This is a genomic window from Mucilaginibacter sp. CSA2-8R (assembly GCF_038806765.1).
GTDB lineage: Bacteria > Bacteroidota > Bacteroidia > Sphingobacteriales > Sphingobacteriaceae > Mucilaginibacter.
On the sequence record NZ_CP152389.1, the window covers coordinates 3,449,308 to 3,465,039 of the forward strand.

19 protein-coding genes are annotated in these 15,732 nt (G+C 44.3%); 3 read left to right on the forward strand and 16 right to left on the reverse strand.

The features are described from left to right. Nucleotides 1-32 precede the first annotated feature (32 nt). Genes AAGR14_RS14815 through AAGR14_RS14830 form a run of 4 tightly spaced genes read right to left on the reverse strand, consistent with a single transcriptional unit; the run spans nucleotide 33 to nucleotide 3,235 of the window. Nucleotides 33-1,652 (reverse strand): hypothetical protein, encoded by a 1,620-nt coding sequence (locus AAGR14_RS14815; RefSeq protein WP_342645008.1) that lies wholly within the window; start codon nucleotides 1,650-1,652, stop codon nucleotides 33-35. After that, complete coding sequence (locus tag AAGR14_RS14820) at nucleotides 1,645-2,295, reverse strand: hypothetical protein (protein ID WP_342645009.1); 651 nt, start codon at nucleotides 2,293-2,295, stop codon at nucleotides 1,645-1,647. The genes AAGR14_RS14815 and AAGR14_RS14820 overlap by 8 nt, the downstream gene beginning before the upstream one ends. A gap of 25 nt (nucleotides 2,296-2,320) precedes the next feature. Beyond that, the gene (locus tag AAGR14_RS14825; RefSeq protein WP_342645010.1) at nucleotides 2,321-2,938 is read right to left on the reverse strand and encodes a hypothetical protein; all 618 of its coding nucleotides are present in this window, start codon (nucleotides 2,936-2,938) and stop codon (nucleotides 2,321-2,323) included. Beyond that, entirely contained in the window at nucleotides 2,939-3,235 is a 297-nt protein-coding gene (locus tag AAGR14_RS14830; protein WP_342645011.1) for a hypothetical protein, read from the reverse strand. Between the two features lie 8 nt (nucleotides 3,236-3,243). Between AAGR14_RS14830 and AAGR14_RS14835 the strand changes: the two genes are divergently transcribed. Both AAGR14_RS14835 and AAGR14_RS14840 read left to right on the forward strand, forming a co-directional pair. Then, nucleotides 3,244-4,089 (forward strand): hypothetical protein, encoded by an 846-nt coding sequence (locus tag AAGR14_RS14835; RefSeq protein ID WP_342645012.1) that lies wholly within the window; start codon nucleotides 3,244-3,246, stop codon nucleotides 4,087-4,089. A 184-nt stretch (nucleotides 4,090-4,273) separates the two neighbouring features. Continuing rightward, nucleotides 4,274-5,458: a PIN domain-containing protein gene (locus AAGR14_RS14840; protein ID WP_342645013.1), complete on the forward strand. Its 1,185-nt coding sequence runs from the start codon at nucleotides 4,274-4,276 to the stop codon at nucleotides 5,456-5,458. 104 nt (nucleotides 5,459-5,562) lie between these two features. On the opposite strand, the gene AAGR14_RS14845 is transcribed toward AAGR14_RS14840, so the two are convergent. The 9 genes from AAGR14_RS14845 to AAGR14_RS14885 all read right to left on the reverse strand — a co-directional run bounded on the left by AAGR14_RS14845 (nucleotide 5,563) and on the right by AAGR14_RS14885 (nucleotide 10,934). Further along, entirely contained in the window at nucleotides 5,563-5,745 is a 183-nt protein-coding gene (locus AAGR14_RS14845; RefSeq protein WP_342645014.1) for a hypothetical protein, read from the reverse strand. Between the two features lie 3 nt (nucleotides 5,746-5,748). Next, entirely contained in the window at nucleotides 5,749-6,297 is a 549-nt protein-coding gene (locus AAGR14_RS14850; RefSeq protein WP_342645015.1) for a hypothetical protein, read from the reverse strand. A gap of 3 nt (nucleotides 6,298-6,300) precedes the next feature. Then, nucleotides 6,301-6,621, reverse strand: a complete 321-nt coding sequence (locus AAGR14_RS14855) for a hypothetical protein (protein WP_342645016.1) — start codon at nucleotides 6,619-6,621, stop codon at nucleotides 6,301-6,303. A 6-nt stretch (nucleotides 6,622-6,627) separates the two neighbouring features. Further along, nucleotides 6,628-7,701, reverse strand: coding sequence for a hypothetical protein (locus AAGR14_RS14860; protein WP_342645017.1), 1,074 nt, complete (start codon nucleotides 7,699-7,701; stop codon nucleotides 6,628-6,630). A gap of 60 nt (nucleotides 7,702-7,761) precedes the next feature. Next, the gene (locus AAGR14_RS14865) at nucleotides 7,762-9,078 is read right to left on the reverse strand and encodes a S49 family peptidase (RefSeq protein WP_342645018.1); all 1,317 of its coding nucleotides are present in this window, start codon (nucleotides 9,076-9,078) and stop codon (nucleotides 7,762-7,764) included. 55 nt (nucleotides 9,079-9,133) lie between these two features. Beyond that, nucleotides 9,134-9,493, reverse strand: a complete 360-nt coding sequence (locus tag AAGR14_RS14870) for a hypothetical protein (RefSeq protein ID WP_342645019.1) — start codon at nucleotides 9,491-9,493, stop codon at nucleotides 9,134-9,136. A gap of 2 nt (nucleotides 9,494-9,495) precedes the next feature. After that, nucleotides 9,496-9,936 (reverse strand): hypothetical protein, encoded by a 441-nt coding sequence (locus AAGR14_RS14875; RefSeq protein ID WP_342645020.1) that lies wholly within the window; start codon nucleotides 9,934-9,936, stop codon nucleotides 9,496-9,498. Nucleotides 9,937-9,938: 2 nt separating this feature from the next. Next, nucleotides 9,939-10,520: a hypothetical protein gene (locus AAGR14_RS14880; protein ID WP_342645021.1), complete on the reverse strand. Its 582-nt coding sequence runs from the start codon at nucleotides 10,518-10,520 to the stop codon at nucleotides 9,939-9,941. Between the two features lie 129 nt (nucleotides 10,521-10,649). Continuing rightward, nucleotides 10,650-10,934: a hypothetical protein gene (locus AAGR14_RS14885; protein ID WP_342645022.1), complete on the reverse strand. Its 285-nt coding sequence runs from the start codon at nucleotides 10,932-10,934 to the stop codon at nucleotides 10,650-10,652. A gap of 951 nt (nucleotides 10,935-11,885) precedes the next feature. On the opposite strand from AAGR14_RS14885, the gene AAGR14_RS14890 reads away from it, so the two are divergent. Next, a complete protein-coding gene (locus AAGR14_RS14890; protein WP_342645023.1) occupies nucleotides 11,886-12,395 on the forward strand; it encodes a hypothetical protein in 510 nt (169 codons plus the stop codon). 527 nt (nucleotides 12,396-12,922) lie between these two features. On the opposite strand, the gene AAGR14_RS14895 is transcribed toward AAGR14_RS14890, so the two are convergent. The 3 genes from AAGR14_RS14895 to AAGR14_RS14905 are packed head-to-tail and all read right to left on the reverse strand — an operon-like array spanning nucleotide 12,923 to nucleotide 15,732. After that, complete coding sequence (locus AAGR14_RS14895; RefSeq protein WP_342645024.1) at nucleotides 12,923-13,228, reverse strand: hypothetical protein; 306 nt, start codon at nucleotides 13,226-13,228, stop codon at nucleotides 12,923-12,925. Between the two features lie 10 nt (nucleotides 13,229-13,238). Next, nucleotides 13,239-15,563 carry a primase-helicase family protein gene (locus tag AAGR14_RS14900; protein ID WP_342645025.1) on the reverse strand — a complete coding sequence of 775 codons (2,325 nt, stop codon included), beginning with the start codon at nucleotides 15,561-15,563 and terminating at the stop codon, nucleotides 13,239-13,241. Nucleotides 15,564-15,591: 28 nt separating this feature from the next. Further along, entirely contained in the window at nucleotides 15,592-15,732 is a 141-nt protein-coding gene (locus AAGR14_RS14905; protein WP_342645026.1) for a hypothetical protein, read from the reverse strand.

Below are 15,732 nucleotides of genomic sequence, written 5' to 3' on the forward strand. Positions count from 1 at the left end.
TAACAACAAATATTTAAACTAAAACCTTCATCTTAGCTAAAGAGCAGCGATGTCTTAGGCATTACATACCCTACCCTTTGCTTGAAGCGGCCCAGGTACAGCGTATCAAAGGCATCACTATGGTGCGTCGTATCTTCGGGTGGCATCAGCTTGTTACCTTCGTCACGCTTATCCTTTTGGTGCAGTTTGCCCGACATATACATGCCGGCACGTTGCAGGCTAATGAGCATTTGTGCGCAGTTACCCTTGTTGATCCGGATCCGCTTAAACTTCTCGGTATCTTCTTTGAACACCATGCCCCACATCCGGAACCTGGTATCATGCAGCGGCTGCTTACCGATGTTGTTACGGATCACCTTCCAACCTGCAGCGCGCAGGGTATCGGTGATCACGTCAGCATAGCTCTTTATGCGCAACGCATCGGTACCCACAAAGGTGTGGTCAAATACAAAGGTTACTTCCTTTTTAGGATGGTACTTATAGTAAGCTATCCATTTGGCCAGCAACTCCTGCAGGCGGTCGTTATCCTTAACAAACATAGAGCTGAGCACCCGGTACTCACCTGGGCGCTCCTGCCCTGTCACCACACAGTTGTGCCTGGCATTGGCATCAAAGGCAATGTCCAGGCCTTTACGCTTATCGATATCGTTATCAAACCTGCAGTCCTGGATGGTGTCACGGTTGAGTGACAAGCCAATGCCATCTATAAAGCTGTAGTTGTAGCTATCATAGGTGTGCTTCTCCAGGTCGAGCAATGGGTAAAACCCGTTCTCGACATGGATAATGCGCTTATTAAGCACCGAGGCCTGGTAGATATGCGGCTTCAGTTCGCGTTTCCACTGCTTGAATTGCTCCTCGCCCAGCACTTCGATATTAGCCAAGCTACTGGCCTCACTATAAAAAACGCTGTTTTTACGCAGGGTATTGAGCGCCTCACCAATAGCCTGGAGTTTGCGCCGGCTATGGATGCTGCATTTATCGCCCTCCAGTTTATTTTTTATTTTAAGGTTATTGTAGGCCAGCTGCAGGTTAAGCAGTTCGGTGCATTGCTGCCGGTCCATTTGCTTTTCTTTTTCCAGGATCCACTTTCCGGTCTGGTCGGTCGGCATATCCGTATAAAACGTAATGGCATGATGCAGGGCCAGGTGACCGAATACCTCACGGTTACCACGATTAGTGGGCGCGATATCGTCCATGTACCTGGTATAATTAAGGAACCGCGCTTCATCACCCATGATCGCGTCGACGGTTTTACCGTTGGCCAGTCCCGGACGGTCCAGGCTCATAAAATGGAAAGCGTGACCATTCCACCAAAATATAGTATGCTCAGGATTGCGCGGGTTATAAATGGCGTCCTTAATTTTTAAATGCTTAGGCGGTTTTTTACCGATCCAGTAATGCACGCCAGGCTTGTAGCCGTAACGCTGCCAGCCTTTTTCGAGAGCCGGCAGCGTCCTGGTCAATATCTGCATATAAGTAGCGCCGACCATACCGGTCGCGCCTCGAGGCATCATATTAGCCAGGGCAATGGAGCGCATGGCCATCGGACCTTCAGTCTTACCGGTACCACGTCCCCACACGCCGTATTCCTCTTTGGCCATAATGAGGTTAGCCGTTTGTTGAGGCTTATTGAGCCATATTGTGCTACTCATCGTCAACCTCCTCAGCATCTACGGCCTCACTTTGCAAAAACTCCAGGCGTTTCTCGCCCAGGATCCGCTTAGTAGCGGCCTCCGCATCAACGTACTCAAAGCCCAGGTCAGTGGCGCTGGTCGTGATCGTAAATTCAGGTGGTTGAAACTCTGAGTAATCGGGCGCCTCGATGCTTTGCTCGTGCAGGCCTTTGATCACATTGACCTCTTTAAATACTGCAGCTGCAGCTTTCATATCGCCCTTTTTGATGCACAACTCCCGCAGTTCATCGCCGATCAGTATGGCAATATTTCGTTCGTATTCAATTTCAGGTCTGCTCTCCAGAGATAGAAAAAAACGCTTTGTGTTATGGATATCTTCGTAAGCGGTTCGCTGAGAAATACCATAATTCTCGACGAGCCATTCGACAACCATCGAGACATTGAAGCGTTGATGATTACTCTCTATACCCTCGGTAGTGATTTTTTTTACCAGCTCGCCGTTACGCAGCAGCCGGTCGGCCTGTTTCCAGCGCTCGAGCATTCTTTGCTGCTCATCCGGCAGTTGATCTACTTTGTGAGCAAGCCACGCGCGCATAATGATATCGTAGGCGGTATTGCCTTTAATATCACCCGGACGCACATATTTGCTTAATCCGTTCATGATAAGGTTAGGTTAGGTTTAGGTATTAGAGGAGCTTTGCCAGCTCATCCTGTTTATCTTTAAGCAGACGCTCGGTCCGTACCCGGTTCCGGCATCCGGGCTGTTTGAGGCGCTTTTCCGCTTTGCTGATAGATACACGCAGGTATTGTATTTCGACCTTTTTATCCCTTACAGGCTTTTGCTTCGCAACAGGGAAAGTTTCATGCTCCTGGTAGTGATCAATCATTGTCCAGCACTCCACAATTTTTTGGTGAGTGCTTAGAATGGCAAAGGCACAATCGCGCAGCTTATCGCCCACTTGCAGAAACCGCTTTTCAACGTGCAGGTGATCCAGGTTGCGGTAAAGCAGGTCGCGCTTTTTAAGCAGGTCCAGGTAGCGCCGGTTTTCGCCATCCTTGTTTGGCGGCGGTGTGGTAGCAGCTGCAGCAGGCCTGGGCTTTACCGGTGCCGGATCAGGCGCAGGTACCGGTACGCTGCCGGCGAACTTCTCCAGCTCAGCGGCGAGCTTTGCCTTGTTGGCCGGTGTTGCGCCGGTGTTGGCGAACATACGCTGGTACAAGGCGCTGCCGCCCAGCTGAGCGTACAGCGCTACACCGGCTGCAAAATCACGGCTGCCGTTCAGCCAGTCGTGTACTGCGGCCATTTATGCAGCTTTACGGGCATAGCGCAACCGGTTAGACTTATGTTTCCTGTTTTTTCCGTTACCATAGCGCTGGCCGTACTCTCTGGGCGACATGCCATATTTTGGGAATAAATGGGTGATCGGGATCCCGCCGATCGTATTTACCACACCGGTTGTTTTCCTTTTGGTTGATTTTGGATCCGCTTTGATGGAAACATCGGTTTTGGTGTTAAGGCTTTCAGTATTTGCTTTGGATGCTGATCCAAGACCTACAAGGCTGGCCAATGCGGCCGCGTATGCAATAAGGCGTTTTTTCATACCGGCAAATGACAGGGAAAGTGGATAGGAAAAAAAGGACCGCAAAAAGCCGGAAACATTTAAATATATTTCCAAAAAAAGCTATGCGAAGACATGTCGAAAAGAGAGGCGACTTACCTCTTACCTTTAACTATTTATTGTTTTCACTGGAACAATATCACACTACGTATATGATGATGCTTTATAGTCAAATGTTTTTTTACAAAGACATATCAGATGTATCGTCCGGACAAATTCCTGATAAAACAGTGGACTACATCAGTTTTGACCATGATAATATGGAAAAGCATATGAATAAGGAGGTCGAGCCAAATCAAGACGACATTTATACAATAAGCTTACGTGATCACGCTATAAACCTCCAACTTGGACGCTTTCAGTTTATTAGCGGTAAGAATTTTGATGATGCGCTTGACACAATAAATATGCAGGTAGGACATCAAATTAGGTTAAGTTTTATCAACAGTATTTATGAAACCTTGGATTTTTATATAGGAAAATACCAAGAAGAATGTGACAATTTGCATAAAGGAGGTGGTAAAAGGGAACATTTGAAAGTCACCTTGCGAAAGCAGCCTTGGTACATTATGCTCTATATTCTTCGTAATAACGTTTCACATGCACATAATTTGCATAAAGCATTTGTAAAGGAAAAATGGTTGAAAACACTTCCACAAAACGAATTCAAGTGGCGAACCATAAGTGTTAAGGTAGGTATGTACGGACATCAAATAAGATATGACAATAAGGAATTAAGCCTGTTGTACAATGACATGTCGAAATTTATTATAAATAATGAAGACCTCTTTACGAAAGATGTAAAAGGGAACATATTGCCTGGACTGTTGCCTTAATTAGGAGAAACGCAAAAAGCCCGGCTCGCCCGGGCTTGATGATCATTTCAAACAAAAATCAACTGTATAAAATTAACGGGTAGTCACAAAAGTATGCAGCTACCATTTAATAATTAAGGACCGCAAAAATCACATATACTTACTGTTTTTCTGCGACTTTAAACAAATATTAGTAAGTTCAACTATGCATATTTTTTTAGATACAAACGCAGTAAAAGAAGATCCACTCTGGAGACACAACTTTCCCAGCGCGTTGCTCAGTGAGCTCAAAAAAAACGATAAGTTTCATTTGTATATTTCTGACGTTGTGATTGCTGAAATAAACAAAAATTATGAACTTGACGCTTCTGAAGCTCTAACGATTGCTTCAAAAGCAGCCAAATCTCTACAAGGCTCTGTAAGAGGATTAAATAAGTTTCTCAAAGAAGAGCTAAAAATATCAGTGACCGAAATCAATCCGGAGTTAGGCGATTTGAATTATTTCTATGATGCTTTGTTTAAATTTCCCAACTTTCATTTGATAGAAACTTCAAACGAAACCTTGCAAACGGTACTTGGTTGGGTAAAATTATATAAGCCACCTTATTTTACAAAAACGCAGCCAGGTCAAAAAAAACCATTTGAGTATAAAGATGCTGTCATTTGGCAATCGTACAAAACTTATTGTTTATTAAATGGAATAAAGGAGGCTCATATTCTGACTAATAACATATCCGATTTTCTTACTGAAGAAGAAACTCAAGCCAAAAAAACAGGAGAACCGTCAGACTTAAATAATGGATATTTTATAGATGGTGTTTCGTACCATTTCCATAGCAAAATTCAAGACTTTATTGAGCTATACCCGCAAATCTTTGTTACACAACTAAAAGAACAACCTGAATGGCTAAATACAATTATAGCAGATAAAAATGGTGGGCTACTTGGAAGATTTGCTCATGGATATAATCATGTCTTACGAAGTTTCGTGCGCCACTTTTATCAAAGTGGCCTTCATTCAAAAATAATAGGAAACATAAGTTTTGGCTTTTTCGAAATCTCGTTAAAGGTTATACATAATCAGTTTGAGATTGTATATGGTAATACACCAAGAATTACCGCTTTCAACGAATACGCAATAATATCTTATGATTGTAAAGGCAAGTACTATGCAACTATTGAAATTACTCAACACAGAGTTGTGGACCGTGAAGGGTCAAGTGAGCCGATTGTAAAATATCAGTCTCTTGAAAGACAATTTAGCTTGAGCTTTATTATTTCTAAAGATAGCGATGTAACTAATGTCGAAGTCACCTTGGATGACGGTATTTCAAGAGACTTAACATATCCCTATAATTTACCGAACATTGAATCTCCGTTGGTAGAATAAGAATCGCAATTCATAATGCTGCCTTGGATATCCCATTTATTCATGGTCATTACAATGGTCTTATAGTTCGTAAAAAAATGGTGAGCAGATCTGCTCGCCATTTTTTATGCTCTTTTTTTTACCTTTTTGAGGTAGCCGGTGCCGGCGGCGATCAGCTGCTCGGCCTGGGCTTCGGTCATAGTCCGAAAGTCCAGCCGGCCGAGCAGCGGGTGATGAAGTATGGGTAGCTCAGTGGCCACCACCCGGTATTTGCCCTTGAGTGCAGGGCTGATCTTAACGCCAGGCATAGCTTAAGCAGCTGCCGGTAATTCGCCTTTGTAGATGTAGAAAGGCATCACTGAAGCAGCCTCACCTACGAACTCGATCCCAGGTGCGCCGGTCGGGCCATCACCAAACTTAACCGAGCCTTCTTTTACAGTAGCTAAAAGGCCTTTAGTGCCGACCTGAGTAAAGAACTCATCACCCGGACGCTTAATCAAAAAGATACCGCGCAGATTGGCAACAATAGCAAAATTCGCGGCGTTGGCCACGGTAGGCTGTGGCTGAAACAATTTTACGTTAGGCTGAAACATCTTACTATACTTCTCACCAACCAGGGCCGAATCCATTCCGGATTTGTCTTGAGCAGTGAATAAAGGAATCGGCGACTTGCCGGCCTTTAAAACGTGATTTCCGGTAATGGTCATCGCTTCAACGGCTGTGGCCGGATTGGTTACTGGTACCTTCAGGTCAGCTATCCATGCGTAAGGAATAAACCAGGCATCCTCTTCGATACCTGATGGGTTTTGAGCACCCTCAGACAGGATAAGCCCTGCCAATGCAATATTTGAAAAATCCATAAATTAAACCTCCTTTACTACCGAAATGGCAGCACTTTTAATGTTGATCAAATGCTCAAGGACCTCCGGAGTATTCAGGATTTCCTCAGCTGTAAACGTGCCCTCAAACTCAGCAATGTGAACCGGGAAATTCACTTTGTATTTTGCCTGTTCGGCCGCTGCCGGTTTTTCCGGAGCGATAAGCGCCTGGTAGATCTCATCGATCTCAGCCGGTGGATAAGCCTTATCATCGGCAGCAAGCAACGCTTTAACCTCCTCTTCAGACTTACCAATACTAAGCGGCAGGTACTTAGTAACTGCCGCTTGTTTTTTTAAATTGTTCATTGAGGTTTAGGCTGCGATAAGGTTATCACTGAATGAGATACATTCTAAGTCTTCAAACTCAAGACCTACAGGCATCATTAAGCGAACTTCGATGATGTTACGACGAATTGAGGCCGCAACCTGGATAGTATTTCCATCGGTACCAAATGCCAGGGCATCATATACAACACCTAAAAGGCCGTCATTTTTAATCCAGCTTACCGGCTCCAGGTAAACATTTGCAAAACCGTCCAATTTGTATTGGCCAGAAGCATCCGGATCGAAAGTATAACCGAAGCTTGCACGGTAGTGCTTTTTGTAATTGTCAAAAGTGGCCCATGAACATTTAATCACAAAGCCCTCTTCTCTCCACCAGTCCTGTTGAGACGATGCAAACGTTTCAACTTTAGTAACTGCATTAGTAGCATCGATGGCACCGATTGCTTTGGCGGTAATTTCCGGCTGTGGTTTCGCAGCTTCAGCAGTCAGGATCGTGATCCAGCCATCGGCAATATCAGCAGCACCCGTGCCGGCAGCATTACGCTTTCCTTTACCAATGGTTTTGTTATTAATAGCAGCTAAGTACTCAGTACCTACCTGGTCAAGGATGTATTCGTAAAATGGTGCCTTGGTACTTGATGCCAGGTATTTGTTACGGTATCTTTCCGGATCCACGTCAAAATCCCACATCGACTGGTAAACAGTTAGGGTACGGTCCGTAAACTCAACACCATTACCATCAGTTTGGTCTCCTTCTTTGTAAGGGCCCGGCTCACCTTTGGCGCTCAGTTTTACCATCGCGACAGGTGTAGTTACGTTTTTGTAAGTGGTTACGCCGCTTTTTAAATTAAGCTTGTTAACATGCTTACGCAAAATATTACCGCCCCAGGTTACAAAGGCAGTGGTAAGTTTAGACAAATCCGGCGTAGCGGTGTCAGTGAACGAGTAACTACCTTTTGGTATAAAGGCAGCAGCAAAAAGGCCAGCGCCAAAGATGTTCCCCAATTGAGGAGCGCCAATAGCCTGCGCCATAAAGCCACCCATCAGCACGCTGAATACAGCGGCGCAGGCAACTAAAAATAGAGCTTTAGTGGTTTTCATGTGATAATTTAAAAGGTTAGGTTTTAATAAGTAAAGTGATAAGGTTTAGGCAATTATAGGTTAGAAGTTCTGCGCTTGCTTTTCTTTATCTACCGATGTCAAAAACGCATCAGCGGCGTTATCGCCACCTGGTATTTTTTCGGTTTCTGCATCAGCTTTAGGCGTGCTCGCGTCTTCAGCCGGCTTACCTAACTTTGCAGCCTGGTTAACGATGGTTTTTTTGTGGTCCGATATGATGGCATCTTTTGCCACGATCTCGCCTTGTAATTTTGTTACCTCAGCGGCTGCGTTGCTCATCTCATCAATTTGAGAATCCAATACCAGGGTAATACCAGGTATTTTATTGGCTACGATCTGGGCGTTTACTGCAGCTACTTGCTCGGCAGTCACGGTTTCCTTGCCCATTAACTCAGTAAGGGCTGAAAAATAATCAACGAAAGGGTTTTTCATATTATTAGGGTTGTCTATTGTGCTTATTGAATCAGCGCCCATATCAATGGCGCCGGCCAGTACCTCCTCAAAACTTTTAATACCGTCAATAAGCCCTATCTCCAGCGCTTGCTGAGCAGGGTACATTTTACCGGTAAATGGATCTTCTTTCGAGGTGTCGAGCCTGTCACCGCGGTTCGCAGCAACGGCTGCAGCAAAGGCCTGCTGCAAAAAATTAAGCTCTTCTTTTTTCAGCTTATAATCGCCATTCATGGCGTCCAGGTAAGATTTATTTTTATCCTGGGAAAAATCAGAGTAGATGTCGTGGATTTTGAGGCCTTGCTTCTCAAAGTAGCTTTTCATATCCGGCAACTGGCAGTAAACGCCGATGCTGCCGAAACTATCGGTCTGCTTAGTAGCGTACATTTCGCGGCAGGCAGAAGCAATCCACATGGCAGCGCTGGCGCACATACCATCGTTAACGACGCCAATTACCGGAATAGATAAATTTTTTATGGTATCAGCTAACAGCTGTGTACCGTCGGCCTGGCCTCCAGGGCTGTCGATATCCAGTATAACCGAATTAAATTTACCTGAAGCAGCTGCACGGTTTAATATCGATGCTTTATCGACCATACCATAACTGCAGCCGTCGCCGTACTTTAAAACAGGACCAAAAAGATTTACAATGGCCACCGAGCCGGCCGGGATCCGCTCATAATCGGTATACATGCCCACGCCGTAGGCGGCCAGCTGAGCGCCGTTATGTTGGCAGGCCACCAACTGTGGCAGGCCTTCCAGCTTCAGCTCCTCATCACGCTCCGAAATACCGAAATCAACCTTTTGCCCGGTGATTAGCCCATGTATAAGGGAAAGGTGCGAATGCACGAACGCCTGGTCAATCGCAAAGGTACCACGAAGAATAGCAGAGGCAGTTCTAAAACTCATGGTGCAAACATACCCTGAGCAAAAAAAACACGAAAGGACCGCAAAAACCTCTACTTTATTCCTGTGCTGGTTCGACTTTTACCACTATCTCATTATTGGTGTAAGTGATCTTATGTACTATAACATACCTGGGCACATAATCACCGTTTGAGTTGCTGACGATGATATTTTCCTGATCATAGCCTCTATGTACCTCAACGCCTTGAAATACTAATGTTCTGATAGCTGAGATGTTATTCATCAAAAACATCCGTGCGGCCCACATTTCTAATGTTTTAATTAGATAATAAGGGCAGAAAATCACTAAGCTATCTTTAGGAAAATCTTGATATAGAATATCATTAATTGCCCAACGTATACGATCAAAGAGTTTTTCGGCATCCGCTTCGGGTAAGTTATGAAGTATATAAGGCATAATTAAATTACCGGCGCCGGCTCGTTATTGGTCCAGGTGATAGTGATTTTAAAAAAGTTCATATCGGTCGGGTCGTTACCGGTATCACTTTCAGTTTTAACGGTTACCGGATTATCCAGCCGGCCGAGCAGCCGGGTCACGCCATTGTTGTCGGTGTACCTGGTCACACCCACCTGGCCCAGGTAACGCTTAAAAGCGTCATACATGGCCTGTGCCTGCTTGTTAAAGCTAAACACCAAGGAATAGCTGTGCTCCGGACCGTTATCGCCTGCCGAGCTGCTTTCTTTGACTGATGAGCTATCAGGCAGAAAGTCCATCACCGACCAGTCGCGGCCTGGCTTGAAGCTTACCGGGTTAATGCTGCTCAGCTCATAGCTGTAAGCCATCAGTACCTGACTGACGCCTCCAATATTAGCTCCCTGGCTAAATGTAATGTTTGCCATGCTTAACCTCCAAAACCTAAAAGTGACATCTCAGCGCCCATCGACTGATATGGATCAGCAGGTATTACTTTTTCTTCATAGAATGTGGCCACCATTGCCGGCACCTTCGAATGGTCCAGCATTTTCTCCACGGATTTGCGTTTACGCAATTTGTAAAACTGACGTTTAGCATTTTCGAAAGACAAATCGTCTTCGGTAAAATTATACATCGACAGGAAACTGCGGATACTTGCATCAATCTGACACCCGCTTTCGCTCAGCATAACCACGAACTGGTACAGCTGCTCATATAGGGCATCAGTCACCACCTCGTTAAAAATCCGCACGTTTTCGCTGGATAATAGCTGGCCCTTTTTGCGCGCAGTACTGGCGCCAATGCTTACATGTATAAATTCACCATACTCAATTTGAACTCGTTTTGGGATTGCAGCCGGATGAACTTTAACCGGCTTTTCTAAAGCGTTAAGGATAAAACCAGGTGCGAAGCCACGATCCGTGGCAAAGAAAGGTTCGGAATAATTGCGCACCAAAAACTTTTTGACATACGGACGCACCGATATGCGGATAAGGCAGGACTGTGACATTAATCAGGAGGTAAATTAGTGAGGTAAATATAATACACTTTAGTATTATATACTATACACTGCCTCAGAAAGTTACAAACAGATAGAAAATAATTTCTTTAGGTAATATTAAAGGATAATTAGAAGTGACTAAGATTTGGCACAGCTCATCGGATTAGCCATAAGTACTTTAACTTCAGGCAGTCCTACATAAGCACCAAACCATAAAAGCGCTGCCGTCACGTCTTCAAGCTCGGCCCGGTTAAGGTCAGTCTCAAACGCAAAAGCCCTACCCGACTCGTGGCAATAAAAATCCATCCGGCCTGGAGTAGGTTCAAATTGCTCGTTGCTCAGGTCGTAAACATCAACCTGCAGGTTTACATCCGGGTTAGCGATGTATGTTTTATTTTGAGCGTGTACCAGGTAGAAGGCCATAGCACAAAGATAGGCGATGGCACCATTCGCCGACCGTCTGCGGTCCTTTTTTGTACACCAGCAGTTTACCACCTTTATATTACCCTCATTCCCTCTTTTAAAAGAAAAAAGAATAAAAATAAAAGAACTTTTTTTTGCTGTTACAACTGTTACAGCGTTACAAACCTTGTTACTTTATTATAAATCAATAAGTTAATGCTGTAACAAGTCCGTAACAGTTGTAACAGCTTGTAACGTTACCGTAACAGCTTAAAGCCCATTTGTTACAATTTGTTACAGCTTCTTTTTTCTTTAAAATTATGATATTCATAATACTTATATTCCTTATATAAATTAAAGTTATAGGTATGTAACAGTTGTAACGCAATTTTCCAGACTTTTTTTTTCAGCAAAAAAACCGAATTAAATTTTGCACCTTTTCAAAAATTTCGCCGGGGTTCCTCGTCTCTCTGATGAAGTAGAAGAAAGCGGCGTTTTACGCGATCGGTGTAGGTAATATGGTATTTAGCCGATAGCCATCGGCTTCATGAGTGCGTTGTTCCTATGCTGCGCAAAGTCATGAACGCCTAATCGGAGCGTCTTTACAAAGAGGATTTAGTGTATATATCAAATTCGTTATTTATTGAACCTTGCTTTACTTTCAATATGTATCTTGAAAACATAAAAGTAACCTGCCGTATTAATACATCAGAAACCGGTAGTGATCTGTCTTACGAAGTTTACTTTGATGAAAAGCTGTCCTTGCTTTTAGCGCATAATTAGCTCCTTTAGGTTTCCATTTAAAAATTAACGAAGGATAAGGATATTGGAATGAAAATTACAAGCCTACTTACCTATAATTTAATTTGAGAAATTTTTAGCATTTAGTGTAACGAATTAAAAAAGTAGTTATCTTTAATTGCTTGATTGAGAGCAATTAACCGATTATTAACCTATAAAACTAAATCTTAAATGACACAGCAATTTTCAGCCCAAGACAGAGTTACTGACATACAAGATGGCATTCGTAAAATGCGCCGTCTTCATGCAACTTTTGGCGTCTACAGATATAAACTTAATCCAAATGACAATGTAACAATTAATGTAGGAGGGTTGGAGGACTTAACTCCTGCCACTGGCTGGCACTTAGATTTAAACGAGAAACGTAACTGGGATGTGTATTGCTACAATGGTAGCCAAAATGACTATTTAGTACTCCGTTGTAAGCCCTATACAACCTATTGGAAAGTAGTAAGTTGTTTTAAAGTACCTGCGCAAGCCAATGATGTAAAAATTGAGACATTCTTGCCTGACAATGAAGATCAATGGTGGATATTGTATATTTTAGATGCTAATGGTAGGCCACAATTATGTAATGGAGAGCCGGGAGGTTCAGATGCATCCCTTGCTTCGGATAGTTACAGTGCTACTTTTAGGTGGCTTCAACCAAACGAATTTGACATTAAAGTGGTGGCCAAGTAAATATATTAACGTTATTAAGGAAAAGCGTTGAACTCGTTCATAGATTGCGTATTCATTTTTGCAAAATTAAAAAAGCCGGTTAACACCGGCTTTTTTAATTTATAGGTGTGGCCACAGCTACAAATCATAGATATTCGTAAATCCATCCAGGCGTTGCAAATCGGGCAGACCCGCCAAATTTCGTGATTATAATGTTTCATAGTTAAAATGGTAGCCGGTACTGCAGCTTTGCATAGTTCCGGCCGTATTTTATTTTACTGATATTGACCAGGCGATCGTTGTTGAGATGGCATCTTTGGCACAAGGCCCGGAGCCGCTCGTCACTTACCTCCCAGTTTTCCGGATCGTGATCCAGGTGAGCGACGGCGAGCCTAACCAGGTAACCACCGTCGCAAACTGTATAATTATTTGCTTGGCATATTTCGCATTGATCACCGGCCCTGTGTAGTATTCTTTCCCTTCTTTCCGGCCAGTCGGGCGGGTAAACTTTATAATCGATTGGCATCTCACTTTCCCTCTTTCCCTGATTATTTAGCAGCCGGTATAGGCGGCACAAATTTTACGAGCCTGCCGGCATCAAAATGCCCGATCATCACCTCCCAGGTTAAATAAGTGGTCTCCGAGCGGTAAACCTCCAGCAGCTCCACGCCGGTCGGTACCAGCTCCTGCTTACATTCCGGATCCGGGAAATCCCAGTGGATCCGGACAATGGCAAACAGGCGCCTTAAATCCTCACTTCGCCACCAGCTGTACTCAGCAAAAATTGCGACGTAATTGATGACCGGCGTTGTAGCTTCCGGCTGCTCCTGGAGATTTACTTCGGGTTTGTCCATGGTAAGGTGATTAAAATTCGAGCGTTGTTTTTTCGCTCGATGGGCGTTTGCGGATATCTTTCAGATCATCGAAATTGATGTAGTCAGAAAGCTCGTTTCTTATTTTTGCTTCAGACACAAAGTCTTCAATTCTAAACTCGTAACACCGGCCATGCTTTTCGGAGGTAAGCGATAGACCTTTACTTGGATCGTTGGGGTGCTGATGCCTGGCCAGGCGCGGCTCGAGCTTGAGTTTTTCCTGCAGCTGGTCCGAAATATCAGCCTTGCGAAACTTTGTGCCGGCATTGCCACCATTCAAAATTTCGAAAAGCTCGGTCAGCGTATAGTAGAGCGTGTGGTACCGGTAATGAAAGAATAGCTCTTCCATTACTTTTTGCAGTTCGCCGATAAACCAGCCACGTGATTTTTCTTTGATTTTACGAAGCGCATCGGTCTCCAGTAATTCCTTTTTGAACCAAAAGCGGCTCGACTGCTCATGTACCAGCTCGCGCTGCTGCAGGTAATGCAGAAAGTACGGAATCTCCTCAGTCATTTTACGAAGCAGGAACGGATCCTCCTCGGTGTAAGGATTAACCTTAACCACCCAAAACCTGATCTCCTCCTCATCGATGGCCATGAAGTTGGTCTCATCGTTCGAGGTCAAAATAAACCAGCCGAAAAAGCTTACATCCTGCCGGCCGGCATACATACCGCGTAGCTTAATTTTATCGTTAGTGGACTGCGATTTTATTTTCTCCAGTACGATCTTTTTATCAATAAAGCCCTCATCAATACCGACTACTGCTTTAGATGCCCAGTCATCATTGTACATGTCATTGATTTCCTGGTTACCGATCACCGTTGAGTTTTCCTCAAAAATTTCGCGCATGAGCCACAAAAAGGTAGACTTACCGGTGTTACGCTCTTTACTTACCAAACACAGGATCGGCAGCTTCTGCGTAGGCTTAAGGTATTTAAGCTGGATACAGTCCATCGCCAGGTCCAGGCTGGTCGTTTTGCCGTCACCGATCGGATTTTCGCCAAAAACATGGGTCAGGTATTTTTTAATGGATGGCCATTTTCCCTCTTCAGGCTCGTGGTCTAATTTGTAGTAAAGGTTATAACAATCGTTGATGATTTGCTGGTAATCGGATGTATTGCAAGGCACGTTGCAAAACGTGTCATATTTGGGGATGCTATCGAAAAAATTATCTACGCCTTTTTTTACGTAGTCCATCGTAATTTCGCCTTTGCTCCACGGGATGCGGCGCTTTTCAAGTACGCCTTTTGAGTTAGGTACCTGGATTTCCTTGAAATAATCACAGGCCACCCGGATAAACTTGAAACTGTCTTGGTGAGCAACCAGGTGCAAACCCTTTTCTTTATCGCGCACGAATCGGGCGCCCAGGAAGGTAAACTCGCGGTCGCCGATAATACCTTCGTTGTATGCGTAAAAAGCAGCCGGGATGCCTTGATGCATCGTTAACCTGAAATAACCCTTTACCTTGTTTATGCTCTCGGTCGATAGATTGATGGTATGGAAGTAAGTACGCGCAGCAGTAAGTTTACCGAGATCAGTGGTAATCTTCTCCTCCTGGCCACGCATGTGCAGCAGCAGGTCATCCAGGCCTTTAGCCTCTTTAAGCCAGGTATCCTTGATATGCGAGAAGTAAATATCTTTTACTTTCCCTTTAGTCAGTTCCCTAAAATTTTTAACGCTGCCATAAAACGAGTAAAGCCGCTTTGACAAATCTTTGTTAGGCTCATCCTCATAATTCCAGTTAAGCTCAAACACATCGGCGTCCAGCAGCAGTACCAGGTTCTCTACCTCACACGCTTTAATGATCGCCTGGATATCGGCATGCAAACCGCCATCCGGGTCTTTAAATAAATCCTTGCCTCCCAGGCCAACGATATCGAGGCCGGCCAGGCTGCCGGCAAACGCCTTAAACTCACCTTCTACTATGTAAAGTGTTTGGATAGTCTGCTTTTTGTTAAACTTTTGGATGATAGCCGGCGGGTGAAAAATATGTATGCCTGAATTTGCCGGCTGAAAGTATTTATAATCCGCTTCACGCTGATTTTCCGGGTTGATACGGATGCGCCAAAAGGGCTCCTCGGTATTTCCGATGGCCTCAAAGCCACCGTAAAGGCATGGGTAATTGATCTGGATATCGCCATACTCTTTTTTGGCAAAAATCGGTTGCCGGCGCGACGGCTGCGGATGCTCACCATCCACTTTAAAATAATAATCGGCAGTATTTTTAATGCCGATTTCGTGCATGCGCTTTTTAAAATAAGTGTCGAGGTTTTCCGGGTCGATCTCGGTAGTAGTTTTATGCTGACGTGGAGCCATTGTTGGATTAAGGTGTGTGATTAGATTATTAGTGTTTTACCATTTTGTTGCGCTGGCGATTATAATCGCGCAGCCGCCGGTCATTGGTTTGGTCAGCACTGTAAACGCGCGCAAACCAGGCGAAAGCAGCAGCTATGCAAAGGCCGGCTATGATGATGTATAAGTCCAT